General features: G+C 73.1%; 23 protein-coding genes, 1 tRNA gene and 2 pseudogenes. 16 read left to right on the top strand and 10 right to left on the bottom strand.

All coding sequences use genetic code 11. The annotated features are described in order from the left end of the window. Both GT045_RS15525 and GT045_RS15520 read left to right on the top strand, forming a co-directional pair. Positions 1–1,223, top strand: a 1,223-nt coding sequence (locus GT045_RS15525; protein WP_161334515.1) for a PQQ-binding-like beta-propeller repeat protein, incomplete at its 5' end; no start/stop codon positions are given. 151 nt (positions 1,224–1,374) lie between these two features. Then, the gene (locus GT045_RS15520; protein ID WP_161298239.1) at positions 1,375–1,974 is read left to right on the top strand and encodes a hypothetical protein; all 600 of its coding nucleotides are present in this window, start codon (positions 1,375–1,377) and stop codon (positions 1,972–1,974) included. Here GT045_RS15520 and GT045_RS15515 read toward each other — a convergent pair. From GT045_RS15515 to GT045_RS15505, 3 genes are read right to left on the bottom strand one after another with little or no spacing between them, the layout of a single operon-like run. Next, a complete protein-coding gene (locus tag GT045_RS15515; RefSeq protein ID WP_161298238.1) occupies positions 1,971–2,744 on the bottom strand; it encodes an enoyl-CoA hydratase/isomerase family protein in 774 nt (257 codons plus the stop codon). The genes GT045_RS15520 and GT045_RS15515 overlap by 4 nt on opposite strands. Beyond that, the gene (locus GT045_RS39750) at positions 2,741–3,148 is read right to left on the bottom strand and encodes an OB-fold domain-containing protein (RefSeq protein ID WP_161334514.1); all 408 of its coding nucleotides are present in this window, start codon (positions 3,146–3,148) and stop codon (positions 2,741–2,743) included. Before GT045_RS39750 ends, GT045_RS15515 begins: the two co-directional genes overlap by 4 nt. Positions 3,149–3,153: 5 nt before the next feature. Next, positions 3,154–4,308, bottom strand: coding sequence for a lipid-transfer protein (locus GT045_RS15505; RefSeq protein ID WP_161334513.1), 1,155 nt, complete (start codon positions 4,306–4,308; stop codon positions 3,154–3,156). A 92-nt stretch (positions 4,309–4,400) separates the two neighbouring features. Between GT045_RS15505 and GT045_RS15500 the strand changes: the two genes are divergently transcribed. Next, positions 4,401–5,996, top strand: coding sequence for a FadD3 family acyl-CoA ligase (locus tag GT045_RS15500; RefSeq protein WP_161334516.1), 1,596 nt, complete (start codon positions 4,401–4,403; stop codon positions 5,994–5,996). Between the two features lie 160 nt (positions 5,997–6,156). Here GT045_RS15500 and GT045_RS15495 read toward each other — a convergent pair whose 3' ends face one another. Both GT045_RS15495 and GT045_RS15490 read right to left on the bottom strand, forming a co-directional pair. Next, complete coding sequence (locus tag GT045_RS15495) at positions 6,157–6,342, bottom strand: hypothetical protein (protein ID WP_161334512.1); 186 nt, start codon at positions 6,340–6,342, stop codon at positions 6,157–6,159. Between the two features lie 212 nt (positions 6,343–6,554). After that, positions 6,555–9,518, bottom strand: coding sequence for a BTAD domain-containing putative transcriptional regulator (locus GT045_RS15490; protein ID WP_161334511.1), 2,964 nt, complete (start codon positions 9,516–9,518; stop codon positions 6,555–6,557). Between the two features lie 179 nt (positions 9,519–9,697). Between GT045_RS15490 and GT045_RS15480 the strand changes: the two genes are divergently transcribed. The 4 genes and pseudogenes from GT045_RS15480 to GT045_RS15465 form a co-directional block, all read left to right on the top strand. Continuing rightward, on the top strand, positions 9,698–10,930 hold the full coding sequence (locus GT045_RS15480; protein ID WP_161334510.1) for an amidohydrolase family protein: 1,233 nt from the start codon (positions 9,698–9,700) through the stop codon (positions 10,928–10,930). Positions 10,931–10,935: 5 nt separating this feature from the next. Beyond that, positions 10,936–11,853, top strand: a complete 918-nt coding sequence (locus GT045_RS15475) for an LLM class F420-dependent oxidoreductase (RefSeq protein ID WP_161289955.1) — start codon at positions 10,936–10,938, stop codon at positions 11,851–11,853. Positions 11,854–11,862: 9 nt separating this feature from the next. Then, positions 11,863–12,633, top strand: a complete 771-nt coding sequence (locus tag GT045_RS15470) for an SDR family oxidoreductase (protein ID WP_161289929.1) — start codon at positions 11,863–11,865, stop codon at positions 12,631–12,633. Positions 12,634–12,733: 100 nt separating this feature from the next. Beyond that, positions 12,734–13,390: pseudogene (locus GT045_RS15465) on the top strand (LLM class flavin-dependent oxidoreductase); the annotation flags it as partial. Positions 13,391–13,441: 51 nt separating this feature from the next. Here the strand turns inward: GT045_RS15465 and GT045_RS15460 are convergent. The 3 genes and pseudogenes from GT045_RS15460 to GT045_RS15450 all read right to left on the bottom strand — a co-directional run. After that, a pseudogene (locus tag GT045_RS15460) lies at positions 13,442–14,200 on the bottom strand (LLM class flavin-dependent oxidoreductase); the annotation flags it as partial. 78 nt (positions 14,201–14,278) lie between these two features. Next, positions 14,279–15,028, bottom strand: coding sequence for an SDR family oxidoreductase (locus tag GT045_RS15455; RefSeq protein WP_161287187.1), 750 nt, complete (start codon positions 15,026–15,028; stop codon positions 14,279–14,281). Beyond that, positions 15,028–15,846 carry an SDR family NAD(P)-dependent oxidoreductase gene (locus GT045_RS15450; RefSeq protein WP_161334509.1) on the bottom strand — a complete coding sequence of 273 codons (819 nt, stop codon included), beginning with the start codon at positions 15,844–15,846 and terminating at the stop codon, positions 15,028–15,030. The genes GT045_RS15455 and GT045_RS15450 overlap by 1 nt, the downstream gene beginning before the upstream one ends. Before the next feature lie 289 nt (positions 15,847–16,135). On the opposite strand from GT045_RS15450, the gene GT045_RS15445 reads away from it, so the two are divergent. The 7 genes from GT045_RS15445 (at position 16,136) to GT045_RS15415 (ending at position 22,378) form a co-directional block, all read left to right on the top strand. Next, positions 16,136–17,401 carry a beta-ketoacyl-[acyl-carrier-protein] synthase family protein gene (locus GT045_RS15445; RefSeq protein ID WP_161287189.1) on the top strand — a complete coding sequence of 422 codons (1,266 nt, stop codon included), beginning with the start codon at positions 16,136–16,138 and terminating at the stop codon, positions 17,399–17,401. Continuing rightward, positions 17,398–18,636, top strand: coding sequence for a ketosynthase chain-length factor (locus tag GT045_RS15440; RefSeq protein ID WP_161287190.1), 1,239 nt, complete (start codon positions 17,398–17,400; stop codon positions 18,634–18,636). The genes GT045_RS15445 and GT045_RS15440 overlap by 4 nt, the downstream gene beginning before the upstream one ends. A 22-nt stretch (positions 18,637–18,658) precedes the next feature. Next, positions 18,659–18,916, top strand: coding sequence for an acyl carrier protein (locus GT045_RS15435; RefSeq protein ID WP_161287191.1), 258 nt, complete (start codon positions 18,659–18,661; stop codon positions 18,914–18,916). A gap of 86 nt (positions 18,917–19,002) precedes the next feature. Beyond that, complete coding sequence (locus GT045_RS15430) at positions 19,003–19,971, top strand: aromatase/cyclase (protein ID WP_161287192.1); 969 nt, start codon at positions 19,003–19,005, stop codon at positions 19,969–19,971. Positions 19,972–20,240: 269 nt separating this feature from the next. Next, the gene (locus GT045_RS15425) at positions 20,241–20,669 is read left to right on the top strand and encodes a nuclear transport factor 2 family protein (protein ID WP_161287193.1); all 429 of its coding nucleotides are present in this window, start codon (positions 20,241–20,243) and stop codon (positions 20,667–20,669) included. A gap of 7 nt (positions 20,670–20,676) precedes the next feature. Continuing rightward, positions 20,677–21,384 (top strand): 4'-phosphopantetheinyl transferase superfamily protein, encoded by a 708-nt coding sequence (locus GT045_RS40465; protein WP_161334508.1) that lies wholly within the window; start codon positions 20,677–20,679, stop codon positions 21,382–21,384. Between the two features lie 43 nt (positions 21,385–21,427). Beyond that, positions 21,428–22,378 (top strand): MBL fold metallo-hydrolase, encoded by a 951-nt coding sequence (locus GT045_RS15415; RefSeq protein WP_237538611.1) that lies wholly within the window; start codon positions 21,428–21,430, stop codon positions 22,376–22,378. Between the two features lie 11 nt (positions 22,379–22,389). On the opposite strand, the gene GT045_RS15410 is transcribed toward GT045_RS15415, so the two are convergent. Both GT045_RS15410 and GT045_RS15405 read right to left on the bottom strand, forming a co-directional pair. Further along, a complete protein-coding gene (locus GT045_RS15410; protein ID WP_161287196.1) occupies positions 22,390–22,908 on the bottom strand; it encodes a flavin reductase family protein in 519 nt (172 codons plus the stop codon). A gap of 207 nt (positions 22,909–23,115) precedes the next feature. Next, positions 23,116–23,188 (bottom strand) — tRNA-Ala (locus GT045_RS15405). Between the two features lie 182 nt (positions 23,189–23,370). Between GT045_RS15405 and GT045_RS15400 the strand changes: the two genes are divergently transcribed. Next, positions 23,371–23,919 carry a DNA-binding protein gene (locus tag GT045_RS15400; protein ID WP_161287197.1) on the top strand — a complete coding sequence of 183 codons (549 nt, stop codon included), beginning with the start codon at positions 23,371–23,373 and terminating at the stop codon, positions 23,917–23,919. A 144-nt stretch (positions 23,920–24,063) separates the two neighbouring features. Further along, a partial coding sequence (locus tag GT045_RS39740) for a serine/threonine-protein kinase (RefSeq protein ID WP_237538610.1) occupies positions 24,064–25,713 on the top strand: 1,650 nt, incomplete at its 3' end.

Below are 25,713 nucleotides of genomic sequence, written 5' to 3'. Positions count from 1 at the left end.
GTCTGGTGGCCAGCTGGTCCCGTCCCCGCCCCGGCCTGGCCGGCGCCGATCCCGCCGTACCGCCGGCCCCGCCCGCCCCGCCGGAGACGGCGGCCGGCTGGCGCCCCTGGCGGTTCCGCATGTCCAACGACGTGTGGGGCACCCCGTCCGTGGACGGCGACCTCGTCTACGTGACCTCCTTCGAGGTGCACGCCCTGGACGTGGGCACCGGCCGCCGCCGGTTCAAGACACGGGACGTCGCCTGGTCGATGGCCGTCGCGGACGGCCGTATCCACGCCTCCGACGGCCCCACCCTCTTCGCCCTGGAGGCCCGCGAGGGCGCCGACCTGTGGCGGCTTTCCACGGACGCCTGGGTGTACTCCCTCGCGGCCGACCGCGGCACGGTCGTCACCGGCACCCGGGGCGGCGGAGTCCAGGCGTGGGAGGCGGCGAGCGGGCAGAAGCTGTGGGAGATCACCGGCTGCCAGACCGACTTCGAGTCCCCGGAGGCGGGCCCCGTCGTGCACGACGGCACCGTCTACGTCTGGCAGGACGCCCGGCTGCGTGCCCTGGAGGCCCGCACCGGCGAGGAACGCTGGTCGTACCCCATCGGTGACGCGGCCTCCTGCGGCGGTGTCCCGGTCCGCCTGACCCCGGCCCCCGACGGCCGCGTCTACGTCTCCGCCGGCACCCGGGTCCTCGCCGTCGAGGCGGCGAGCGGCATGGTGCGCTGGCACTTCGAGGCTCCGGCGGTCTTCCTGTGCCCGCCGGCCTTCGCCCCCGGCCCGGCCGTCACCGGCGGCGGCATCTACCTCGCCGACTACCTCGGCACGGTCTACGCCCTCGACGCCGCCGACGGCCGGGACCGCTGGCGCATCGCCACCGAGGCGCGCTCCTGCGTCGATCCCGTCCTGGTGGCCGCCGGGCACGTGCACGTCGGCAGCGGCAAGGGCCTCTACACCCTGGACGCGGTCACCGGCACGCCCAAGTGGCGCTTCCAGGCGGGCGGTGACGTGGTGGGAGCGCCCGTCGTGGCGGAGGGCCGCATCCATTTCGGCTCCACCGACCATCTGCTCTACACCCTGAAGGCCGACGACGGCCGGCTGCGCTGGAAGCTGGCCACCGGCGGCGAGATCACCGGGTCCCCGGTGGTCAAGGACGGTGTGGTGTACGCGTGCAGCAAGGACCGGTGCGTGTACGCGCTGGACGCGGAGAAGGGCACGGGTACCGCGCGGACGGCGTGAGACGCCTGAGGCGTGAGGCGCGTGACGGCCGTCGCACCGGGTTCGCACGGAAAGGGCACCGGACGGCGGCCGTCCACGGCCGACGCTACCCCGGGCCCACGGCACCCGCCATGCGGTGCGGACCCCGGACGACCACGGATATGGTGCTGGCATGGACACGGCTACACGAAGGCGTTCGCTCAAGTTCACGGCCGTACTGACCCTGGTGGTGCTCAGCCTGACCGGCTTCTCCAGGGGCCGGCACCACGGCGGGGGCGGCGGAGGCGGGTGCAGCAGCTCGCACCAGAACCACGGCAGTTCGACGTCGTCCACGTCGGGCGGCTCGTCGGGCGGGTACTCCGACTCCTCGGGCGGCTCCTCGTACGACTCCTCCTACGGCTCGGGTGACGACAGCACCGGCACCACCACCGGCGGCGGCTCCTACCGGCGTACGCACCGGCCCACCTCCACCCCCTCCGGCAGCGGCACCGGCAGGGCGACGCAGAAGGGCACGGTGAAGCTGGTCAGCTGTGCGACCGGGAAGCGGCCCTACGCCACGGTCGAGATCGGCAACCCGAACCGGCGCACGGCGAAGTTCACCGCCTGGGTCACCTTCTACGACGCCGGCGACGGCTACCTCTGGACCGCGGAGTCCCCGGAGGTCTCCGTCAGCGCACACGGCAAGGCGACCGCACGGGTCCCGCTGCGCAAGCAGTACCTGGACGCCGTCGACCACTGCGAGGCGGACGAGGAGGCCCGGCTCAGGAGCTAACGCACCCGGAATTCCCGTCGCCGGCCGGCGAACAGCTCCGCCTGCCGTCCGGCCGGCAGATTGCCCAGGGCGATGAGGTGCGGCGCCTGTGCGAACGCCTGCGCACGCGCCGCCTCCCCGGCCGCCCACAGCGCGCGGACCGTCCCCTGCACCGCCCGCGGCGGATACCCGGCGAGCACGGCGGCGCAGCGCACGGCACCCGCCGGCGCCGCCCCCTCCTCGGTGACTTCGGAGACCAGCCCCACCTCGAGGGCCCGCCGCGCGGAGATCCGCTCGGCCGTGCCCATGAGCATCATCCGCGCGACCTCCCCGTACGGCATCCGCCCGGCCATGAGCACGGACTCGTAGGCACTGACCATGCCGTACGTCGTGTGCGGGTCGAAGAAGACGGCCGTCGGGTCGGCGACCACGAAGTCGCTCTCGCCCAGCAGGTAGAAGGCGCCACCGCAGGCCATCCCGTGCACGGCGGCCACCACCGGCTTCCACAGGCCGTTCGCCTTGGGCCCGACACCCAGCAGCGGGTCGTCCTGCGCGTACGGCGACGAGGGCTGCGGCACGACGGCGTCCCGGTCGATGCCCGTACAGAACGCCCGCTCGCCGGCGGCGGTGAGCACGACGGCCCGCACCGCGTCGTCGAACCGCAACTGCCGCCACACCTCGCCCAGTTCCCGCGCCATCTCCAGGTCGATGGCGTTCAGCCGCTCGGGCCGGTCCAGGGTGACGACGGCGACGCCGGTGTCCTCGTCCACGGCGAGGCGGACGGTGTTCACACGAGCACCCACTGCGGCAGCCCGCCGGAGAAGACCGCCTGCACCCGGGCGCCGATCCTCAGGCACACCGGGTCCACGGAGTCCAGCGGCGCCCCGGCGCGCGCGACCACGTTCCCCACGAGCCGTATCCGCGGCGCCTCCTCCAGCTCCACGACGACCACGTTGTACGGCGCCTGTTCCGCGTAGCCGGGCAGCAGCGGCGGGTGCGGCACGACGTACGACCAGATCCGGCCACGCCCCGCCACCGGCCGCCACACGCTCGCGAAGGACTGGCAGTGCGGGCAGCAGGGCCGGGGCGGAAAGCGCGGTTCGCCGCAGTCGCCGCAGGTCTGGACGCGCAGCTCGCCACGGGCCGCGTACTCCCAGAAGGGCGCGCCGTCGGTGTCGGTGACGGGACTCAGCATGCCGGTCAGCTCCTCAGCAGCAGGGCGGAGGTGGGCACACCCTCACCGGCCGTGACCAGGCAGGTGGTGGCCCCGGGGACCTGCGCGGTACTGGTGCCGCGCAGCTGCTTCACCCCTTCGTTGACGAGGTTGAAGCCGTGCACGTACCCCTCGCTGAGCCCGCCCCCGCCGGTGTTGACCGGGAGCCGTCCGCCGATCTCCAGGGCGCCCTGTTCGGTGAAGGCGCCCCCCTCCCCGCGCGCGCAGAAGCCGTAGCCCTCCAGGGACAGCGGGATCAGCGCGGTGAAGGCGTCGTAGATCTGCGCCACGTCGACGTCCTGCGGCGTGAGGTCGGCGTGCTTCCACAGGTGCCGGGCGGCGGTCCAGGCGGGGCCGGTGAGCGGGTCGTCGTTCCAGTAGTTGACCATGCCGTGGTGCTGGGCGGGCAGCCCCTGTGCGGCGGAGTGGACGTACACCGGTCTCGTGGCGCAGTCCCGCGCCCGCTCGCGGCCGACGACCACGCAGGCGAGGGCCCCGTCCGTCTCCAGGCAGTTGTCGTACAGGCACAGCGGCTCACTGATCCACCGCGAGGTCATGTACATCTCGCGGGTGAGCGGGCGGTCGTACATGACGGCGGCCGGATTCTGGTTGGCGCGGTTGCGGCAGGCCAGCGCCACGTTGAACAGGTGATCCCGGCTGACGCCGTACTCGTGCATGTAGCGCCGCGTCAGCATGGCTATCTCGTCGGCCGGCCGGAGCAGCCCGAAGGGCCGGGTCCACTGGGCCGGAGTCGGCAGCTGCACGGCGGTGTCGGTCCACGGCCGCTTCCCGCTGCCCCGCTTCCGGGAACGCCAGGCGACCCCCACGGTGGCCTGCCCGGCGGCGATGGCGGCGGCGAGCTGCGCGACGGTGGCGCAGGACCCGCCCCCGCCGTAGCCCACCTTGCTGAAGAAGGTCAGGTCGCCGAACCCGACGGCCTTCGCCAGCTCGACCTCGTCGGTCTCCTCCATGGTGTAGGACGCGAGGCCGTCGACCTCGGCGGGCGCGATCCCCGCGTCGTCGAGCGCGGCGAGTACGGCCCGGCAGGCGAGCGTCTTCTCGTCCTCGGCGAGGTGCCTGGCGAAGGCGGTCTGCCCGATCCCCACGATGGCGGTGGCGTCCTTGATCCCTGGTCCTGCCATGTTGCTGCCCCCTCTCCTGACAGGCCGTCAGGTTACAGCTAATCTGACGGTCAGTCAGTAATCGGCTGCTCATCTGCGGAGGCTGGACCGTGATCGAGTGGGACACCATCCCGGAACTGGTGCGGTCGGCCGCCGAGCGGTACGCGGACGCGGAGGCCGTGGCCGACGGCCGCACGAGGATCACCTACGCCGAACTGGGCGCCCGCGTCGACCGCGCGGCGGCCGCCTGTCTGGCCCACGGGATCCAGGTGGGCGACCGGGTCGCCGTCTGGGCCCCCAACAGCCTGGAGTGGATCGTCGCGGCCCTCGGCGCCGTCACGGCGGGCGCGGTCCTCGTCCCGCTGAACACCCGCTTCAAGGGGGCCGAGGCGGCGGACGTACTGCGCCGCAGCGGGACCCGGCTGCTGTTCGTGACGGGCACCTTCCTGGGCACGTCGTACGTCGCCTCCCTGCGCCGGGCCGCCGGCGAGGGGGCGGCCGCCGGCCGCGGCCCGCTGCCCGGACTGCCGGAACTGGAACAGGTGGTGGTCCTGTCGGAGAACGCGCCGGCGGACTTCCGCACCTGGAAGGACTTCCTGGCCGAGGGCGAAGGCCGGCCACCGGCCGAAGTCCGGGAGCGCGCCGCACAGCTGCGCGGCACCTCCCTCTCCGACATCACCTACACCTCGGGCACGACGGGACGCCCCAAGGGCGCGGTGGTCACCCACGGCCAGACCCTGCGCGCGTACGAGATCTGGGCGGACCTGGCGGGCCTGGACCACACGGACCGCTACCTCATCGTCAACCCCTTCTTCCACACCTTCGGTTACAAGGCCGGGGTGATCGCCTGCCTGATGCGCGGGGCGGCGATGATCCCGCAGCCGGTGTTCAACGTGAACACGGCCCTGGCGAACATGGCGGCGGAACGGATCTCGGTCCTGCCGGGCCCGCCGACCCTGCACCAGCAGCTCCTGGACCACCCGGCGCGCGGCACCCACGACCTCTCGGCGCTGCGGCTCGTGGTGACGGGAGCGGCGGTGGTCCCGCTGCGACTGGTGGAACGCCTGCGCGGCGAACTGGGCGTCGGCACGGTCCTCACGGCCTACGGCCTCTCGGAGGCGTCCGGCATCGTGACGATGTGCCGACGCGGCGACGACCCCGAGGTGATCTCCTCCACCTCCGGCCGGGCCATCCCCGGCACGGAGGTGCGGGTGACGGACCCCTCGGGCACCCCGCTGCCGCCCGGCACACCGGGGGAGGTGCTGGTCCGGGGCTTCAACGTCATGCAGGGCTACTACGACGACCCCGGGGCGACCGCGGAGACGATCTCGGCGGACGGCTGGCTGCACACGGGGGACGTGGGCGTCCTGGACGAGACGGGCAACCTGCGTATCACCGACCGCATCAAGGACATGTTCATCGTCGGCGGATTCAACGCCTACCCGGCGGAGATAGAGCAACTGCTGCTGCTCCACCCGGACGTGACGGACGCGGCGGTCATCGGCACCCCGGACGCCCGCCTGGGCGAGGTCGGCAGAGCGTTCGTGGTCCGCAGACCGGGCTCACCGCTCACGTCCGACGACCTCATCGCCTGGGCCCGCCGCGAGATGGCGAACTACAAGGTCCCGAGGACGGTGCGGTTCGTGGGGGAACTACCGAGGAACGCCAGCGGGAAGGTGGTGAAGGGGGTGCTGCGGGAGAGCGGGTGAGACGAGACCGGGCCGACGGACGCCGCCCAGCGGCGGAGCGAACCCGCCGGCCCCTCGCGGGCGCGGCCCGCGCGGCAGGTGCGCGGACACGCCTCGGCCGCGGCGGCTCCCCCTCGGCGCCGCCGCGGCCGGTCCCCGTCGGAACGGAAGGCCTACGGGTCTACTTGGCGTCCAGACCCAGGGCGGGCGGAGCCGGCATGTGGTTGTCCATGGTCTTGACGGCGTCCAGGGCCGTCTCGGCAGGCCCGTGGTCGTCGAGCGTGCCGACCTTCTCGTCGGCGACAGGCTCACTGGGCATGTGATTGTCCAGGGGCTTGGCGTCGGCGGCCTTCTTCGTGTCGCTCATCATGCTTCCTTCGCTGTGGTGAGGAGTCAGGAACGCCCGTCTGGTAGCTCCCCCGAGGGCTGCCGGACGGGCGTTCGGAGCCCGCACACTAACCGGTGAAGGCTCCAGCGGACCATCGACCCCCCGGCGCGATGGTCTGACGGGTATGAGCATCCCGCGTGGAGATAAACGAATGCTGAACGGGCCTGCCGACGGGTGTGATTGCCGGCGTCTCAGGTCGCGGACGTCGTGTCGAGCAGGGCCCGGACCTCCTCGGCTTCCGCCGCCCCGTTCTGCTCATAGAGGTTGAGCGCCTCCCGCCAGCAGGCCCTCGCGCGGTCGGCCTGGCCCAGGGCGGACAGGGCTCGCCCGAGCAACGTCAGGACGTTACCCCGCATCCGGTCTCCGCCGATGCAGCCGAGCGCCAGGGCCTGTTCGGCGTGTTGAGCGGCCGAGGCGGCCTCTCCGGTAGCCATGTGCACTTCGGCGATACGGAAGTTGGTGGCACCTTCCCACAGCCGCTGGCGATGTCCGCTGAAGATGTCACGGGCCTCGGAGAACTGGGAGAGCGCCTCCTTGTGCCGCCCTGCCTGCGAAAGGGCCACGCCCACGGCGAAGTGGCCGTTGGCCAGGCGCATGGTGCGGCCCAGGCTGACGTACACAGCGAGTCCGCGCATGGCGATCGCGACGGCCTCGGAGGTGTCGCCTGCCCCGAGTTGCGCCCGGGAGAGGTTGGACAGGGCGGACGCTTCCCCCGGGCGGTTGCCGATGGCCCGGAAACCGTCGATTGCCTGGTCGAAGTATGCCCGGCCGTCCGCGTAGCGCCGCTGATGAAGGCAGATCAGCCCCCGGTTGTTGGCCACCCAGCACGTGGCGGTCGAGTCGCCCACGCCCTCCGCCAGGCTCATCGCCGTGCGAGCCTCTTCCTCCGCCTGCTGAATGCGCCCGGACACGAGCAGGACATCGGTGAGCACGGTGCGCGCCCTTCCCTCGGCCCGGGTGTCACCCGCCGTCCTGGTGGCCTCACACATCGCGCGGGCCGTCGCCTCGTACTGATGGGAGTTGGCCCCGGACTCGGTCAGGTCCTTGGCCGCCCAGAGCAGGTCGACGCCCCGGCGCAGTCGCTCGGTCCCCGCCGACTGCCGCACGCACGCAAGCAGGGGCGCGGCCTCGTTGTACAACCAGTCGAGTGCCGCCGTCGCTTCCGTGAACGACAGCCCCGGATATTCGGTCGCTTCCAGGTCGTCCACCAGCCGGTCCCCCGGCCGTTCGATCGCGTACACGCCGGCCGTCGTCGCCAGATAGAAGTCCAGCAGTCGCGACATCGCTTCCTCCCGCTCCCTCTCCGGTTCCTCGTCGCGTTCCGCGCAGGAGCGGGCGTAGAGGCGTACCAGGTCGTGGAAGCGGTAGCGGCCGGGGGCCGCCGATTCCAGGAGGGACGTGTCCACCAGGGACTCCAGCAGGTCCTCCGTGTCCTCCGGGGGGAGGTCCAGGACCGCGGCCGCCGCGGCGAGGGAGATGTCGGGGCCGTCGGCCAGGCCCAGCAGGCGGAAGGCCCGCGCCTGGGGCGGTTCCAGCTGGCCGTAGCCCAGTTCGAAGGTCGCCTTCACCGCCAGGTCGCCCGCCTGGAGCTCGTCCAGGCGGCGGCGTTCGTCGGCGAGCTTCGCGGCCAGCACCGAGACCGTCCAGGTGCGGCGGGCCGCCAGGCGGGACGCGGCGATACGGATCGCCAGGGGAAGGAAGCCGCAGGCCGCGACGACGTCCAGGGCCGCCTTCCGTTCCGCCGCCACCCGCTCCTCGCTCACGATCTTCGTGAACAGGGCGAGCGCCTCCTCGGGGGACATGACGTCCAGGTCGACCAGATGCGCCCCGGCCAGGTCCAGCATCCGGACCCGGGAGGTGACCAGGGCCGCGCAGCCCTCCGTGCCGGGCAGCAGCGGGCGGACCTGGGCCGCGTCCTTGGCGTTGTCCAGCAGGACCAGGACCCGGCGGCCGTCCAGGACCGAGCGGTACAGGGCGGCCCGTTCCTCCAGGGAGTCGGGGATCGCCGTGTCCGCCGTGCCCAGGGCGCGCAGGAAGGACCCGAGCACCGTCTCCGGCTCCGCCGGGCGCGGGCCGGCGCCCTGGAGGTCGACGTAGAGCTGGCCGTCGGGAAACGCGGGGCGGGCCCGGTGGGCGACGTGGACGGCGAGGGTCGTCTTGCCCACACCGCCGATCCCGGCCAGCGCCGAGACCGCCATCACCCGGCCCTCCGTCTCCGACGCGGAGGACAGCACGTCGCTCAGCTCGGACACGAAGGAGGAGCGGCCGGTGAAGTCCGGTACGGAGGCGGGGAGCTGGGCGGGGCGGACGGGGGCGGCCGGCGACTCCGCCACGGGGGCGGAGGGTTCCGCCAGGGCGGGGTCGGCCTGGAGGATGCGCTGCTGGAGCTCGCGGAGGCCGGGGCGCGGGTCCACGCCGAGTTCCTCGGCCAGCAGCCGGCGGGTGTCGGCGTACACGGCGAGCGCCTCCGCCTGCCGGCCGCTGCGGTACAGCGCGAGCATCAGCAGTTCGCGCAGCCGCTCCCGCAGGGGGTGCGCCGCCGTCAGGGCCGTCAGTTCCGAGACCGCCTCGGCGTGGCAGCCCTGCTCCAGGTCCAGGTCCAGGCGCGACTCCAGGAGGCCGAGGCGCCACTCCTCCAGCCGGGCCCGCTGGCCCTCGGCGTAGGGGCCGGGGACACCGGCCAGCGGCTCGCCGTCCCACAGGCCGAGGGCCTGGTTCAGCAGGGTCCGGGCCCGGCCCAGGTCCCCGGCTCCGCGGGCCTTCTCCGCGTCCGCCGCCAGGTCCTGCGCGACCGTGAGGTCCAGCGCGCCCTCGCCCGGCGAGCGCACCGCGTAGCCGCCGGACTCGCTGACCAGGACCCCGGGGTCGAGCACCTTCCGCAGCCGGGAGGCGTACGTGCGGACCGCCGCCAGGGCCTGGGACGGCGGCTCGGACCCCCACAGCGCGTCGATCAGCTCCCCCGCCGTGGCCGTGCGGCCCTCCCGCAGCAGCAGGGCGGCCAGCAGGGCCCGCTGCTGGGGGGAGCCCGTGCTGAGCGTCGCGTCGCCGCGCCAGGCCCGCACCGGACCGAGCACGCCGAAGCGCAGCGGGCCGGACTCCGCGGTGGCCCCGGAGCCCGCACGCCGCTGCTCGGGTACTCGCGGCCCACCGTCCATGCGTTCGTCCCCCTCGGCATCACGAACAACTCCGTCAGTTTGCCTTGTTCCGGGCGGTTGCGTCAGCCGTGCGAGACGCCGATCACAGGGCGTGAGTCGTGGTCCACAAGGCCCTCACACGGTCTTCGCATCCCGGTTGCCCGAATCAACAGCTGACGGACCGTCAGATTGGCGCTACCGTGAACGGCATGGAGACCACACAGTTCCCGCGGATCATCTCCGTCGACGACCACACCGTCGAGCCCGCCGGCGTGTGGCAGGACAGGCTGCCGAGGAAGCACCGGGACGACGGACCCCGCGTCGTGCGCGCGCCGCTGAAGGAGATGACCTTCCTCGGCGGGCGGTTCAGGCCCGTCATGGGCGAGCCGGGCGGTACGGACGGACCGCTCGGCGACTGGTGGGTGTACGGGGACCTGCGCCGGCCGCTCACCCGCCTGGACACGGCCGTCGGCTGCGCCAGGGACGAGGTCAGGCTCGAGGTCATCACCTACGAGCAGATGCGCGCCGGGTCCTACGACGTGGCCGCCCGGCTCGCCGACATGGACGTCAACCACGTCCAGTCGGCGTTGTGCTTCCCGACCTTCCCCCGGTTCTGCGGCCAGACCTTCACCGAGGCCGCCGACCGGGACCTCGCCCTGCTCTGCGTCCGCGCCTACAACGACTGGATGGTGGAGGAGTGGTGCGGGCCCGAAGCACACGGGCGGCTCATACCGCTCACCCTCATCCCGCTGTGGGACGCCGGACTGGCGGCGGCGGAGGTCCGCCGCAACGCCGAACGGGGCGTCCGGGCCGTCGCCTTCTCCGAGATACCCCCGCACCTCGGGCTGCCGTCCGTGCACACCGACGACTGGGACCCCTTCCTCGCGGCCTGCGACGAGACCGGCACGGTCGTCGCCATGCACATCGGCTCCAGCAGCCGGATGCCCTCCACCTCCGCCGACGCCCCGCCCGCCGTCGGTTCCACCATCACCTTCGCCAACTGCTGCTTCTCGATGGTCGACTGGCTGATGAGCGGCAAGTTCGAGCGTTTCCCGAACCTCAAGGTCATGTACGCCGAGGGCCAGATCGGGTGGATCCCGTACGTCCTGGAGCGCGCGGACGTGGTGTGGGAGGAGAACCGCGGCTGGGGCGGGGTCGCCGACAAGGTGACCCGGCCGCCGTCCGAGCTGTTCGCCGGGCACGTCTACGGCTGCTTCTTCGACGACGCCTTCGGGCTCAGGAACCTGGACGCCATTGGCGTCGGCAACGTGCTGTACGAGACGGACTACCCGCACTCCGACTCCACCTGGCCCAAGTCCCGCGAGGTCGGCGAGGCCCAGATGGGGCACCTGCCGGCCGACGTGGTCGAGCGGATCGTCCGGGGCAACGCCATCGACCTGCTCGGGCTCACGCCGCAAGGGCTGTGGCGGTGAGCCGCCTGGCGTACGGCATCCAGCTGCCCGTCCAGTCCCAGAGCACCCTCTACGCCGAGCCGTGGGAGGCCGGGGCCGGGCCGGAGGACCTGGTCGCCGTCGCCCGCGCGGCCGACGCCGCGGGGTTCGCGTACCTCGCCTGCTGCGACCACGTCGCCGTCCCCCGCCGCCTCGCCCCGGCCATGAGCACGGTCTGGTACGACCCGGTCGCCACCCTGGCCCACCTCGCCGCCGTCACCGAGCGGGCCAGGCTGCTCAGTCATGTCGCCGTCGTCGGGCTGCGCCATCCGCTCGTGACCGCCAAGCAGTACGCCACCCTCGACCACCTCTCCGGCGGCCGGCTGGTCCTCGGCGTGGGGGCCGGGCACGTGCGGGAGGAGTTCGAGGCGCTCGGGGCGGACTTCGAGCGGCGCGGGGCCGTACTCGACGAGGTGATCGACGCGCTGCGGGCCGCCCTCGGGCCCGAGGAGTTCCCCGAGCACCACGGCGAGCGCTACGACTTCGCCGGGCTCGGCCAGCGGCCCCGCCCGGCACAGCCGCACGTCCCCGTGTGGGTCGGCGGCTCCTCGCCCGCCGCCGTCCGCCGGGCCGCCCTGAAGGGCGACGGCTGGCTGCCGCAGGGTGATCCCCGGGACCGGCTGGCCGAGCAGGTCGCCCGCATCCGGCGGCTGCGCGAGGAGGCCGGGGCCGGCGGGCCGTTCACGGTCGGTGCCATCGCCGAGCCGCTGTACGTGGGCCGGCCCGGCTGGGACGTGGGACGACGCACGCTCACCGGGACGCCGGAGGAGATCGCCGAGTCGCTGCGCGCGTACCGGGCGCTGGGTGTGGACCAGATCCAGGTGCGGTTCCGCAGCCGGAGCCGGGCCGAACTGATCGACCAGATCGGTGTGTTCGGGGTGGAGGTCGCGCCCCGGCTGGACTGAGGAGGCGGTATGGGCAAGCTGGACGGGCGGGTCGTGGTCGTCACCGGGGCGGCACGCGGGCAGGGCGAGCAGGAGGCGCGGCTGTTCCGGGCGGAGGGCGCGCGGGTCGTCGTCACCGACGTGCTGGACGACCGGGGGGAGGCGCTGGCCAAGGAGATCGGCGCACGGTACGTGCATCTGGACGTGGGCAGCGAGGACGGCTGGCGGGAGGCCGTCGGGACCGTCAAGGAGGCGTACGGGCGGATCGACGGGCTGGTCAACAACGCGGGCATCCTGCGCTTCAACGCCCTCGTGGACACCCCCCTGGCGGAGTTCATGCAGGTCGTGCAGGTCAACCAGGTCGGCTGCTTCCTGGGCATCAAGGCCGTCGCGCCCGAGCTGACGGACGGCGGCACGATCGTGAACACCGCCTCGTACACGGGGCTGACCGGTATGGCGGCCGTGGGCGCGTACGCCGCGACCAAGCACGCCGTGCTCGGGCTGACCCGGGTGGCCGCGCTGGAGCTGGCGGACCGGGGGATCCGGGTCAACGCGATCTGTCCGGGCGCCGTCGACACCGCGATGTCGAACCCGGCCCGGCTGGACCCGGACGCCGACCCGGCGGAGACGAGCCGAGCGCTGGACGAGCTGTACCGCAGGCTCGTGCCGCTCGGCCGGGTCGGGCAGCCGGAGGAGGTGGCCCGGCTCGCCCTCTTCCTGACCTCGGACGACTCCTCGTACATCACCGGGCAGCCGTTCGTGATCGACGGCGGCTGGCTGGCCGGCGTCAGCATCATCTGACGAGCCGTCAGCTATTGACGGCCGCGGCGGCCGGTGCCACAGTCGGCCGACAACCTGTCTGACGGTATGTCAGAAAAAGACTTGGGGACGGTGAACCGCCGTGGAATTCGGGCTCTTTGTACAGGGATACGTCGGCAAGCGGGCCGAGACCGACCCGCTTGCCGAGCACAAGGCGCTGATGGAGGAGACCGAGTACGTCATCCAGGCGGACAAGTCCGGCTTCAAGTACGCCTGGGCCTCCGAGCACCACTTCCTGGAGGAGTACTCGCACCTGTCCGCCAACGACGTCTTCCTCGGCTACCTCGCCCACGCGACCGAGCGGATCCACCTGGGTTCCGGGATCTTCAACCCGCTGGCCCAGGTCAACCACCCGGTGAAGGTGGCCGAGAAGGTCGCCATGCTCGACCACCTCAGCGAGGGGCGCTTCGAGTTCGGCAGCGGGCGCGGTGCCGGGTCGCACGAGATCCTCGGCTTTTTGCCCGGCATCACCGACATGAACCACACGAAGGAGATCTGGGAGGAGACGATCGCCGAGTTCCCGAAGATGTGGCTCCAGGACGAGTACGCCGGGTTCCAGGGCAAGCACTGGCAGCTGCCGCCCCGGAAGGTGCTGCCGAAGCCGTACGGGAAGTCGCATCCGGCGATGTGGTACGCGGCCGGCTCCCCGCCGTCGTACGCCATGGCCGCGAAGAAGGGGCTCGGGGTGCTCGGCTTCAGCGTCCAGAAGGTCTCCGACATGGAGTGGGTGCTGGAGCAGTAGTGCGGCTCCGGCGCCCGCGCGGTCTCCCGCGCCGAGCCGGTCCAGGAAGGCGGCCGTCTCGGCCTCGTACCCCATCGATCGCGCCATCTGGCAGTAGAAGTTGCGGTCCGGGTCTCCGATGCCCATCAGGTACACGTACTGGCCACGCAGCATGTCCGCCGCCGTCTCCGCGGTGTCCGCGACGGCCGTGGGCAGGCTGGGCAGCACTTCGAAGCCCTCGAGGTCGCCGGTGCCGCGGCCCTTGCGGATCTCGGCGACGGACCGGTCCACGGCCTCCGGCGAGGTGAAGACACCGAGCCAGCCGTCCGCTATCTCACCCGCGAGCCGCAGGTTGCGCGGGCCGACCGCCGCGAGAAGCACCGGCAGCCGGCCGGGGCGCCGCTCGGTCAGCAGGTGCAGCGGCGCGGGGCCTCCGACCTCGAAGTGGGTGCCCTGGTGGGTGACTGGACCGCCCTCGAGGGCGCGCCGGACGATGTCGACGTACTCCCGTGTCCGGTCCAGCGGCCGGGTGAACGGCACGCCGTACCAGCCCACGGACACGTCGGGGTTGGACACCCCGAGGCCGAGCCGGAACCGGCCGCCGCTCAGGGAGTCGAGCGTGGCGGCGGTCAGCGCGGCCATGGCGGGCGGGCGGCCGGGTATCTGCATCACGCCCGAGATCAGCGCGATGCGTTCGGTCGTCCCCGCCACGAGGCCGAGGACACTCGCCGCGTCGGACCGGTAGCCCTCCGGGGCGAGGACGGCGGCATACCCCAGCCGCTCGGCGGCGCGGGCGAGTTCACCGGCGCCTTGGTGGACGAGGTTCACGGCGAGCCGCACGGTCTGACTCCTCGGGACAGGTGGGTGAAAGGGGGTGTGAGGACGCGGGACGGCCGACGGCCGGACTCACAGGAGGTGGGCGCCACCGTCCACCAGCAGTACCTGCCCGGTGGTGTACGTGGCCCGGACCAGCCCGAGCACGGCGTCCGCGACGTCCTCCGGCAGGCCCGTCCGGCGCAGCGGCGTGGTCTGCCGCACGTGCTCGGCGATCGGCGCGAAGAAGTCGCTGTTCTGCGTCCACGGCGTCTCGATCAGCCCCGGTGCGACCGCGTTGACCCGGACGGCCGGTCCCACCGTGCGGGCCAGGAGCCGGGTCATGTGCTCGATGGCCGCCTTGCTCACCGCGTACGGGATGGAGCTGCCGGCCGGGCGGCTGCCCGCGATCGAGGACACGTTGACCACGGCGCCGCTTCCCGACCGGGAGAGGTGCGGCATCGCGGCGACGGTCGTCTGCCAGGTACCGATCACGTTCAGGCCGAGGATCTCCCGCCACACCTCGGGGGTGGCGGCGGCCAGGTCGGCGTGCGGGATGGCGCGCGTCCGCCCGGCGTTGTTGACCAGGACGTCCAGCCGGCCGTAGTGCCCGACGGCGGTGTCCACCAGACGGCGGGCCTCCGCCTCGTCGGAGACGTCGGCCCGGACGTAGAGGGCGTCGGGCAGCGCGGCGGCCGTCTTCTCGCCGTCCTCCACGGAGCGGGCCGAGTTGACGACCACGCGGTAGCCGTCGGCGGCCAGCCGCCGGGCGACGGTCTGCCCGATGCCGGAGGAGGATCCGGTGACCAGCGCGACGGGCGCCTGCGGCGCTTCGGCGGCCATCAGTAGTTGCCCAGTCCGCCGCAGACGTTCAGCGCCTGCGCGGTGACCGCCGCGGCGTCGTCCGCGACGAGGTACTCGACCATCGCGGCGACCTCGCGGGTCTCCACGTACCTCCCGAGCGGCACCCGGTTGGTGATGCGGTCGAAGGTCTCCTCCTCGGACACCTGCCAGATGCCCGCGTAGTGCTCGCGCACCCGCTCGGCCATCGGGGTCTCGACGAAGCCGGGGCACACCGCGTTCACCGTGATGCCGGTACGGGCCAGCTCCAGGCCGAGCGCCTTGGTCAGGCCGACGACACCGTGCTTGGACGCGGAGTACGGCACGGCGTGCACGACGCCCTGCTTTCCCCCGGTGGAGGCGATGTTGATGATCCGGCCGCGCTTCTTGGCCAGCATGCCGCCGGCGTTGAGCACTTCCTTCGTCATGAGGAAGACACTGGTCAGGTTGGTCTGGATGACGTCGAGCCAGAGTTCGTCCGGGATCTCGGCGGTGGCGCCGCCGCCGCTGCGGCCGGCGTTGTTCACCAGGATGTCGACCGTGCCGTACCGCTGCACCGCCGCGGCCACGAAGGCGCGGATCTGGGCCTGGTCGGCGACGTCGCACACGGTGCCGTCGACGTCGTACCCCTCCGCCCGCAGCTCCTCGATGGTCCGGGCGAGCCGTTCCTCGTCGCGGCCGCACAGGAAGGTGCGTGCGCCGAGAGCGGCCAGCCGCCGGGCGATCGCCAGACCGATGCCGCTGGTGGCACCGGTCACCAGCGCCACCGGCTTCGCTGCGGTGGCGGAAGGTGCCGTGGCCGTCGCTGTCGCCGTCGTCATTACCGCTCGTCTCCCTCGGGTGGGGTGGGGGCCGGATGGGGCGTCGTCCTGCCGCGCCCCGCCAGAGCGTCGCCGCGCGCGCTCGAGCGGGGCTGGAAACCGGATGGAGAGGAACGGGGCCCGCCCGCTCTCACCGCACCCCGGCACACCGGCCCCCGCTCGTCACCCGGGCCGCCCCATCCGTCCGCGAGCCGCTCTCGAGCAGGGCCGGGGAGTGTGCCGGGGTGTCAGTGAGGTACGGCGGGCGAAAGGAGCCCCACGCGATGCCCAGCAGTACAGGAGGACGACGGTGACCCGGCGCGTAGTGATCACCGGGGTCGGGGTGCGCGCCCCTGGCGGCTCGGGGACGAAGGAGTTCTGGGACCTGCTCACCGCCGGCCGCACGGCCACCCGGCCCATCAGCTTCTTCGACGCCTCCCCCTTCCGCTCCCGGATCGCGGGCGAGGTCGACTTCGACGCCGCCGCCGAGGGCTTCTCGCCGCGGGAGGTACGGCGCATGGACCGCGCCACCCAGTTCGCCGTCGCCTGCACCCGGGACGCGATGGCCGACAGCGGACTGGACACCGGCGCCCTCGACCCGTCGCGGATCGGCGTCGCCCTGGGCAGCGCCGTCGCCTCGGCGACCAGCCTGGAGAACGAGTACCTGGTGATGTCGGACGCCGGCCGCGAGTGGCTGGTGGACCCGGCGCACCTGTCGCCGTACATGTTCGACTACCTCAGCCCGGGCGTCATGCCCGCCGAGGTCGCCTGGGCGGCCGGCGCCGAGGGCCCGGTCACCATGGTGTCCGACGGCTGCACCTCCGGCCTGGACTCGGTGGGCTACGCGGTGCAGCTGATCCGCGAGGGCAGTGCCGATGTGGTGGTCGCGGGTGCCGCCGACACACCGGTATCGCCGATCGTGGTCGCGTGCTTCGACGCCATCAAGGCGACGACGCCCCGCAACGACGACCCGGAACACGCGTCCAGGCCCTTCGACGGCACCCGCAACGGCTTCGTCCTGGCCGAGGGCGCCGCCATGTTCGTCCTGGAGGACTACGAGGCCGCCAAGCGGCGCGGCGCGCACATCTACGCCGAGGTCGGCGGCTACGCCACCCGCTGCAACGCCTACCACATGACCGGTCTGAAGAAGGACGGCCGCGAGATGGCCGAGTCCATCCGGGCCGCCCTCGACGAGGCCCGTCTGGACCGCACCGCCGTCGACTACGTCAACGCGCACGGCTCCGGCACCAGGCAGAACGACCGCCACGAGACGGCCGCGTTCAAGCGCAGCCTCGGTGAGCACGCCTACGCCGTGCCGGTCAGCTCCATCAAGTCGATGGTGGGCCACTCGCTCGGCGCGATCGGTTCCATCGAGATCGCCGCGTCGGTCCTGGCCATCGCGCACAACGTCGTACCGCCGACGGCGAACCTGCACACACCCGATCCCGAGTGCGACCTGGACTACGTGCCGCTCACCGCGCGCGAGCAGCGCGTCGACACGGTGCTCACCGTGGGCAGCGGCTTCGGCGGTTTCCAGAGCGCCATGGTCCTGCACCGCCCGGAGGTGGCCGCGTGAGCAGCCGTTCCCACAAACGTGCCGTCGTCACCGGCATCAGCGTCGTCGCACCCGGCGGCCTCGGCACCGAGCGCTACTGGAAGTCGCTGCTGACCGGTGAGAACGGCATCGGCGAACTGTCCCGTTTCGACGCCTCGCGCTACCCGTCCAGGCTGGCCGGGCAGATCACCGACTTCGACGCGTCCGAGCACCTGCCCGGCCGGCTGCTTCCGCAGACCGACATCTCCACCCGGTACGCCCTCACCGCCGCCGACTGGGCACTGGCCGACGCGGGCGTGGGCCCCGACTCCGGCTTCGAGGACTACGACCTGGGCGTCGTCACCTCGACCGCCCAGGGCGGCTTCGACTTCACCCACCGCGAGTTCCACAAGCTGTGGAGCCAGGGCCCCGAGTACGTCAGCGTGTACGAGTCGTTCGCGTGGTTCTACGCCGTCAACACCGGCCAGATCTCCATCCGCAACGCGATGCGCGGTCCCAGCGCCGCTCTGGTCGGCGAACAGGCCGGCGGGCTCGACGCGATCGGGCACGCCCGGCGCACGGTGCGCCGCGGCACCCGGCTGGTGCTCAGCGGCGGCGTGGACTCCGCGCTCGACCCCTGGGGCTTCACCTCGCAGCTCGCCGGCGGCCTGGTGTCCACGGTCACCGACCCGGAGCGCGCGTATCTGCCCTTCGACGCCGATGCCTCCGGCCATGTGCCGGGCGAGGGAGGCGCCGTCCTCATCGTCGAGGACGCCGACTCCGCGCGCGAGCGCCGAGCGGAGAGGATCTACGGCGAGATCGCCGGCTACGCCGCGACGTTCGACCCGGCACCCGGTACCGGGCGCCCGCCGGCTCTGGGCCGCGCCGCCCACCTCGCCCTCGCCGAAGCGGGTCTGACGCCCTCCGACGTCTCCGTGGTGTTCGCCGACGGCGCGGGCGTCCCGGAGCTCGACCGGGCCGAGGCCGATGCGCTCGTCCGGCTCTTCGGCCCGCGCGGCGTCCCGGTCACCGCGCCCAAGGCCCTCACCGGACGGCTGTGTGCCGGCGGCGGCCCCGTCGACGTCGCGGCGGCCCTGCTCGCCCTGCGCGACCAGGTCATCCCGGCGAGCGGCCGGACCGCCCGGGTGCCCGACACGTACGGCATCGACCTGGTGACCGGTGAACCCCGAACGGCCGCCCTGGACACCGCCCTGGTGCTCGCCCGCGGCCGGCACGGCTTCAACTCGGCCGTCGTCCTCACCACCCCCCGCCCCTGACCTCGTCCAAGGAGACACGGAAATGGCCCAGCTGACCCTCGACGCCCTGCGCACCATCCTCGTCGCCTGCGCGGGGGAGGACGACAGCGTCGACCTCTCCGGCGACATCCTCGACGTCACCTTCGAGGACCTCGGCTACGACTCCCTCGCCCTCATGGAGAGCGCCTCCCGCATCGAACGCGAGTTCGGCGTCTCGCTCTCGGACGACGACGTCAACGAGGAACTCACCCCCCGCCTGCTGCTGGACCTCGTCAACGCCACGGTGGCCGAAGCCGCCTGACGGCCGTCACCACGCCGCGGGGGCACGCACTCCGGTGCGTGCCCCCGCGCCCGCCTGTGCCCGAACCCGCCGAAGGAGTACGTCCCATGGCCCAGACCGCCGCCTTCCCCACCGTTCACCGCAGTGAGCACACCGTGACGGTCGCCGCACCGGCCGAGGCGCTGTACGCGCTGGTCGCCGACGTGACGCGGTGGCCCGCCGTGTTCGAGCCGACCGTGCACGTGCGCCACCTCGCCCGGGAAGGACGGACCGAGCGGTTCGAGATCTGGGCCGAGGTGAACGGCGAGGTCGCGCACTGGCGTTCGCGCCGGGTGCTCGATCCGCGTCGGCTCTACGTGTCCTTCCGCCAGGAGCACAGCCGGCCGCCCGTGACGTCCATGTCCGGCGGGTGGCTGTTCCGGCGGCTGGACGACGGCGGCACCGAGATCGTTCTGCGTCACCGGTTCACCGTCGTGGACGACGACCCCGTGGCGGTGTCCCGCGTGGAGGAGGCCCTCGACCGCAACAGTGCCCGCGAACTCGGTGCCCTCGCCGCCCTCGCGGAGACCGGCCACGCCGTGGACGACCTGGTCTTCTCGTTCACCGACACGATCCCGCTCCAGGGCGCGGGCGCGGCCCTCGACGCCTACACCTTCATCGAGCGCGCCGACCGCTGGGCCGACCTGCTGCCGCACGTGGCCCGGGTCGAGCTGACCGAGCCGGAGCCGGGCGTGCAGTGGCTGGAGATGGACACCGTGACGGCGGACGGCTCCGCCCACACCACGCGCTCGGCCCGGATCTGCCGGGCGCCCGAGTGGATCGCGTACAAGCAGCAGCGCACCCCGCGGCTGCTGTCCGGGCACAGCGGCGAGTGGACGTTCACGCAGACCCCCGAGGGACCGGTGGCGACCGCCCGCCACACGGTCGCCGTCGACCCGGGCGGCATCACCGAGGTCCTCGGCCCGGACGCCACTCTCGCCGACGCCCGCGCCTACCTCCGCGACGCGCTCGGCCGCAACAGCCTGGCCACCCTCCGGCACGCCACCGAAGCGGCCCCCGGCGTCCAGGGCCGCTGACACCTCGGGCCCGGCCTCCCGCCGCCCGGCCGCCGCACGGCCGCCGCACGGGAAAGCCGGGTTCCGCCTCCGCCTCGGCCGGCGTACCGGTGCGCCACACCCGAACCCGAGCCGCGCGCCCCGAACAGCACCGGTGCCTCGGACAGCGCACCGGTGCCTCGGGGTCTCGTCCCGGGCCTCGTCGGCCGGGCTCAAGCCGTAGTGGAGGCCCCTTCGAGCCCGCCCGGCGAAGGTGGCGGCATCGACCATCTCGCGCTCTGGAGGAACCGGTGACCGCCACCGCAGTCCGTACCGACGTCTACGCCCAGGTCCAGCACTTCTACGCCCACCAGATGCAGGCCCTGGACGGGGGCCGCTTCACCGAGTACGCCGCCACCTTCACCGAGGACGGCACCTTCCAGCACTCCCCCGCCGCCGAGCCGGCCGTGGGCCGCGCCGGGATCGTCGCGGAACTGGAGCGGTTCCACGAGCGCTTCGAGGGCGACCCGGTGCAGCGCCGCCACTGGTTCAACCACATCGCCCTGGAGCCGCAGGCCGACGGCTCGCTGCGCTCCACGGTGTACGCCCTGGTCGTCACGGTCCGTCCCGGCGGGAAGCCGGAGATCGCGCCGAGCTGTGTGGTGCACGACGTCCTGGTCGTGACCGAGGAGGGCGTGCACACCCGCTCCCGCCTGGTCACCCACGACCAGCTGGCCTGAGCCGCCCGTGCCGACCCCGCCCGCGCTCGCCCCCGGCCGCCCGCTGCTCGTCCACGGCACCGTCGGGGAATGGGCGGCGCGGGCGGCCCGGCGCCCCGGGCACCCCGATGACGCGGAGCGTCTCGAGGCGTTCCGCGACGACCGGATGCGCCGGCGTTTCCGGGCCTCCCGGCTGCTGCTCCGCACCACCCTCGGCGCGCTCTGCGACCGCGATCCCGACCGGGTCCGCCTGGCCCGCACCGCTCTGGGCCGCCCGTACGCCCCCGGCCTGCCGGAGCTGGACTTCAGCCTCAGCCACACCGGGTCCCTGCTGGCCGTCGCGGTCCTCCGCGGCGGCCGTGTCGGAGTCGACGCGGAACACGAGGGCCGCCCCATGTCCGTCCTGGAGCACCGGATGTGCACCCCCCACGAGCGCGCCGGACTGGACGCACGGGGGCTGCGCGGAGCCGCGCGCGACGCGGAGCTCCTGCGCTTGTGGACCCTCAAGGAGGCCTACACCAAAGCGCTGGGCACGGGACTGCGCCACCCGCCCCGCACCTTCGGCCTGGACGCCGCCGACCCGGCGGGCCGGCCGGTCCCGCGGGACGCGGCGGGCACCCCGCTGACCGGCCGCCTCACCACGGCCACGCACGTGCTGGGCGGGGTGCTGGTCAGTGTGGTCGCGGTACGTCCGAGCCGGGAGCCGGTGGAGTTCGAGCCGGGCTCCAGTCGCTGAGCCGACGATGAACCAGATCCATGATGTCGAAGAGGAGGCCCACATGTCCGGACCGACTGCCGGAGTGACTGCCCGTACGGCCGGGGGACCGGGGGACGGCAGGCCGGAGCTGGCGGAGGTCGCCGACGGCGTGTTCGCCTACATACAGCCCGACGGCGGCTGGTGCCTGAACAACGCCGGCCTGATCGTCTCGGGTGACCGCGCGGCCCTCGTGGACACCGCGGCCACCGAGGCGCGCGCCCGGGCGCTGCGCGCGGCGGTGCTCTCTGTCGCCCCGAGCGCACCGCAGGTCCTGGTCAACACCCACTTCCACGGCGACCACACCTTCGGCAACTTCGTCTTCCCCGAGGCCGTGGTCGTCGGCCACGAGCGCCTGCGCACGGAGCTGGCCGAAGCCGGCCTGCACCTGACGGGGCTGTGGCCCGACGTGGAGTGGGGCGACCTCGAACTCGTCCCGCCCGCCCTGACCTTCCGCGACCGGCTCACCCTGCACATCGGCGACAAGACCGCCGAACTGCTGCACCTGGGGCCGGCCCACACCAGCAACGACACGGTGGTCTGGCTGCCCGCCGAGCGGGTCCTGTTCACCGGCGACCTGGTGATGAACGGTGTGACCCCGTTCTGCCCCATGGGCTCGGTCGCCGGCACCCTGGAGGCGCTGGACACGATGCGCGCCCTCGCGCCCGAGGTGGTCGTCACCGGCCACGGGGCGGTCGCGGGACCAGGGGTGTTCGACGAGACCGCGGGATACCTGCGCCTGCTCCAGGACCTCGCGAAACAGGGACTCGCCGAGGGGCTCGACCCGGTCGCCCTGGCCCGCCGCACCGACCTCGGCCGGTACGGGCGGTGGCTGGACGGCGAGCGGCTCGTCCCCAACCTCTTCCGGGCGTACGCCGAGGAACAGGGCGAGCCCCGCGGCTCCCGTGTGGACATGAGCGAGCTGTTCCGCCGCATGGTCGAGTACCACGGCGGACTTCCCGCCTGCCACGCCTGAGCGCCGGGCGCTCACGGGCGCGCGGCGATCTCTGCGGGCGCCGCGTCCCACGCGGCGAAGGCCCCCCGCCGGTACAGCAGCGGGCGGGCCTCCTCGCGCATCCGGACCTGCTCCATCCGCCCGACGAGCAGCCGGTGGTCGCCGGCCGGGATACTCCGCTCCAGGGTGCACTCGGCGTGACCGAGCACACCGTCGAGGAGCACGGGGCAGTCGGGCACCGTCTCGCCGCGCCGCCACGCCACTCCCTCGAACTTCCAGTCGGAGCGCCCCGCGAAGGTCCGGGCGAGTTCCTCGCCCCCCTCGGCGGACAGCAGGTGCAGCGCGAAGACCTCCGAGCCGAGCACCGCGGGCAGCGTGCGCGAGCCCTCGTCCACCGACACCAGCAGCAGCGCCGGGTCCAGGGACACCGCGCAGAACGCGTTGCACGTGAAGCCGAGCGGTCTGCCGTCCGGGCCCACCGTGGTCACCACCGCGACGGCCGTCGGTACGGATCCGAAGAACTCGCGGAATGCCTCAGGCCCCAAAGCCATGCCCCTCACCGCCGTCACATCGCACGTTCGCAGCGCCGGGCGGACCCCGGCCACGCTGGACAGCGTCGCCGGGTTCTCTGGAGGTCACCTGGACTCCCGCTGGAGCCCGGGCACCGGACTTCCGCGGCGATCACGGGAGCACCCGCAGAGGGGCACGAAAAATGCCCTCCGACACTGCTTTTCGCAGTTCAGAGGGCATTTGATCTGTGGAGCCTAGGGGAGTCGAACCCCTGACATCCGCCATGCAAAGACGGCGCTCTACCAACTGAGCTAAGGCCCCGGAAAACAGCTCCCGGCCGGACCGAGTGGGTTCCGGCGGGTGCCGCAGACCAGAGTACCGGGTCACCCCCCGTATCTCGCAAAAAGATTGGGGGTCCCCGCGAATGACCACTCTCCGTAAGATGCTCGACGTGGTTCGCTACAGCGAACCGCGGTTTTCAGGGGAAGCGATGGGGAGACGCAATGGATGCCGCACAGCAGGAAGCCACCGCCAGAGCGCGGGAGCTGCAGCGGAACTGGTACGGGGAGCCGTTGGGGGCGCTCTTCCGTAAGCTCATAGACGATCTCGGGCTGAACCAGGCGCGGCTCGCGGCGGTCCTCGGCCTGTCGGCCCCGATGCTCTCGCAGCTGATGAGCGGCCAGCGCGCGAAGATCGGCAATCCGGCGGTGGTCCAGCGGGTGCAGCTGCTCCAGGAGCTGGCGGCCCAGGTCGCGGACGGCAGCGTCAGCGCCGCCGAGGCGACCGAGCGGATGGACGAGATCAAGAAGTCCCAGGGGGGCTCCGTGCTCAACAACACCACCCAGACCACGAGCAGTTCCGGTGCGCCCACGGTGAAGCGCGTGGTCCGCGAGATCCAGTCACTGCTCCGCTCGGTGGCCGCCGCGGGTGACATCATCGATGCCGCTGACTCCCTCGCTCCGAGCCATCCCGAACTCGCGGAGTTCCTCCGCGTCTACGGCGCCGGCCGCACCTCCGACGCCGTCGCGCACTACCAGTCCCACCAGAACTGACCCCCGGGGGCCTGTCTCCACGGGGGGAGCCGGGCCGGCCGGGTCGTACCGCTCGTCCCCTGGGTAGGGAGGGGAGCGAGGGAGCCGAGGGGGGCAAGGGGCCCGGGGGGCTCCACGGGGCCAGTGGGAGGAGCGGCGGCTGCCATGGGTGAGGTCTTCGCCGGCCGGTACGAGCTGGCCGACCCGATCGGACGCGGGGGCGTGGGCGCCGTATGGCGTGCCTGGGACCACCGCCGACGGCGTTACGTGGCCGCCAAGGTCCTCCAGCAGCGGGACGCGCACTCCCTGCTCCGCTTCGTCCGGGAGCAGGGGATGCGCATCGACCACCCGCACGTCCTCGCCCCGGCCAGCTGGGCCGCCGACGACGACAAGGTCCTGTTCACCATGGACCTCGTCGCCGGCGGCTCGCTGGTCCACCTGGTCGGCGACTACGGCCCCCTCCCGCCGGCCTTCGTGTGCACCCTGCTCGACCAGTTGCTGTCCGGGCTAGCCGCCGTCCACGCGGAGGACGTCGTGCACCGGGACGTCAAGCCCGCCAACGTGCTCCTCGAAGCGACCGGTACGGGCCGGCCGCGACTGCGGCTGTCCGACTTCGGCATCGCCATGCGGCTCGGCGAGCCCCGGCTGACGGAGACCAACCTCGTGGTCGGCACGCCCGGTTACCTCGCCCCCGAGCAGATGCTGGGCGCCGAACCCGACTTCCCCGCCGACCTGTTCGCCGTCGGCCTGGTCGCCCTGTACCTCCTCGAAGGTGCCCGGCCCGACGCCAAGGCGATCGTCCGGCACTTCCTGGAACACGGGACGCCCGGCCCGCCCACGGGCATTCCGGAACCGCTCTGGCAGATCGTCGCCTCGCTGCTCCAGCCCGACCCCGCGGACCGCTTCCGCACCGCCACGGGAGCGCGCAAGGCCCTCGCCGGCGCCGCGGAACTCCTGCCGGCACCGGGCCCGGAGGACGACCTCATCGAGGTCTTCGACCAACTCGGCCCACTGCCCCCCGGATTCGCCCCGGACGGCCCCCTCCGGCAGGCGTCCGGCGTCTCCTTGGACCTCATCCCGGGCACGACGTCGTCGACGACGCTGCGAAAGCCCCGGGATCCGCGGACGGGGACCGGGCCGGGAGCGCGGACCGGGCTGGGGGCTGAGACCGGGCCGGGGGCAGGGACCGGGCCGGGGGCAGGGGCCGAGTCGGGGGCAGGGGCCGAGTCGGGGGCGCGCCAGGACCCTGGGGCGGGAGCCGGGTCGGGGGCGCGCCAGGACCCTGGGGCGGGAGCCGGGTCGGGGGCGGCCTGGTACCCGGGTGCCGGAACCGGCTCGGGACCGGGCTCGGAGGCCGGTCCCGGCGCGGAGAACGGTACGGGGGCCGGTCCCGGCGCACATGCCGACGCGGGTACGGGTGCCGGTACCGGGCCCGCTGCTGGTACGGGTACGGGTGCCGGGGGTACAGGCGCCGGTACGGAACCGGACACGCCCACGCACACCGGGTCCGTGTCGGACACGGGTAGTTTCCGGCTGCCGCCGCCGCAGCACCCGCCGGTAGCCGACCCGGCCCGGGTACCGCCTCCGGTACAGCCCGCGGTGCCACACGTGTCCCCGCACTCGCCCCCGCACCACCCCACATGGCACGCCCCCACGCCGGGGCCGCCCGCCGACACCACCACCACCGCCGCCTACACCGCCCGCGACCCACAGGCGGCTCCCCATCCGTCACCCCCGCTCACGCTGCCCCCGTCGGCACCGACCCCGCTCGCACCGCCTCCCTCGCCGACGGCGCACACGGCCCCCGCCCCGGCC

The sequence above is a fragment of the Streptomyces sp. SID486 genome, from assembly GCF_009865385.1.
Lineage (GTDB): Bacteria > Actinomycetota > Actinomycetes > Streptomycetales > Streptomycetaceae > Streptomyces.
Note: the sequence above shows the minus strand (reverse complement) of the source record. Positions and strands in the feature narration are given on the sequence as shown.

What these genes read in the sequence shown, in the direction of transcription:
- GT045_RS15495 (WP_161334512.1), bottom strand. Translation starts at nt 6,342, where the DNA reads ATGAGCGACACGAAGAAGGCCGCCGACGCCAAGCCCCTGGACAATCAC.
- GT045_RS15400 (WP_161287197.1), top strand. Translation starts at nt 23,371, where the DNA reads ATGGATGCCGCACAGCAGGAAGCCACCGCCAGAGCGCGGGAGCTGCAG.
- GT045_RS15435 (WP_161287191.1), top strand. Translation starts at nt 18,659, where the DNA reads ATGGCCCAGCTGACCCTCGACGCCCTGCGCACCATCCTCGTCGCCTGC.
- GT045_RS15505 (WP_161334513.1), bottom strand. Translation starts at nt 4,308, where the DNA reads ATGGCAGGACCAGGGATCAAGGACGCCACCGCCATCGTGGGGATCGGG.
- GT045_RS15520 (WP_161298239.1), top strand. Translation starts at nt 1,375, where the DNA reads ATGGACACGGCTACACGAAGGCGTTCGCTCAAGTTCACGGCCGTACTG.
- GT045_RS15450 (WP_161334509.1), bottom strand. Translation starts at nt 15,846, where the DNA reads ATGACGACGGCGACAGCGACGGCCACGGCACCTTCCGCCACCGCAGCG.
- GT045_RS15410 (WP_161287196.1), bottom strand. Translation starts at nt 22,908, where the DNA reads ATGGCTTTGGGGCCTGAGGCATTCCGCGAGTTCTTCGGATCCGTACCG.
- GT045_RS15415 (WP_237538611.1), top strand. Translation starts at nt 21,428, where the DNA reads ATGTCCGGACCGACTGCCGGAGTGACTGCCCGTACGGCCGGGGGACCG.
- GT045_RS15455 (WP_161287187.1), bottom strand. Translation starts at nt 15,028, where the DNA reads ATGGCCGCCGAAGCGCCGCAGGCGCCCGTCGCGCTGGTCACCGGATCC.
- GT045_RS39750 (WP_161334514.1), bottom strand. Translation starts at nt 3,148, where the DNA reads ATGCTGAGTCCCGTCACCGACACCGACGGCGCGCCCTTCTGGGAGTAC.
- GT045_RS15470 (WP_161289929.1), top strand. Translation starts at nt 11,863, where the DNA reads ATGGGCAAGCTGGACGGGCGGGTCGTGGTCGTCACCGGGGCGGCACGC.
- GT045_RS15490 (WP_161334511.1), bottom strand. Translation starts at nt 9,518, where the DNA reads ATGGACGGTGGGCCGCGAGTACCCGAGCAGCGGCGTGCGGGCTCCGGG.
- GT045_RS15430 (WP_161287192.1), top strand. Translation starts at nt 19,003, where the DNA reads ATGGCCCAGACCGCCGCCTTCCCCACCGTTCACCGCAGTGAGCACACC.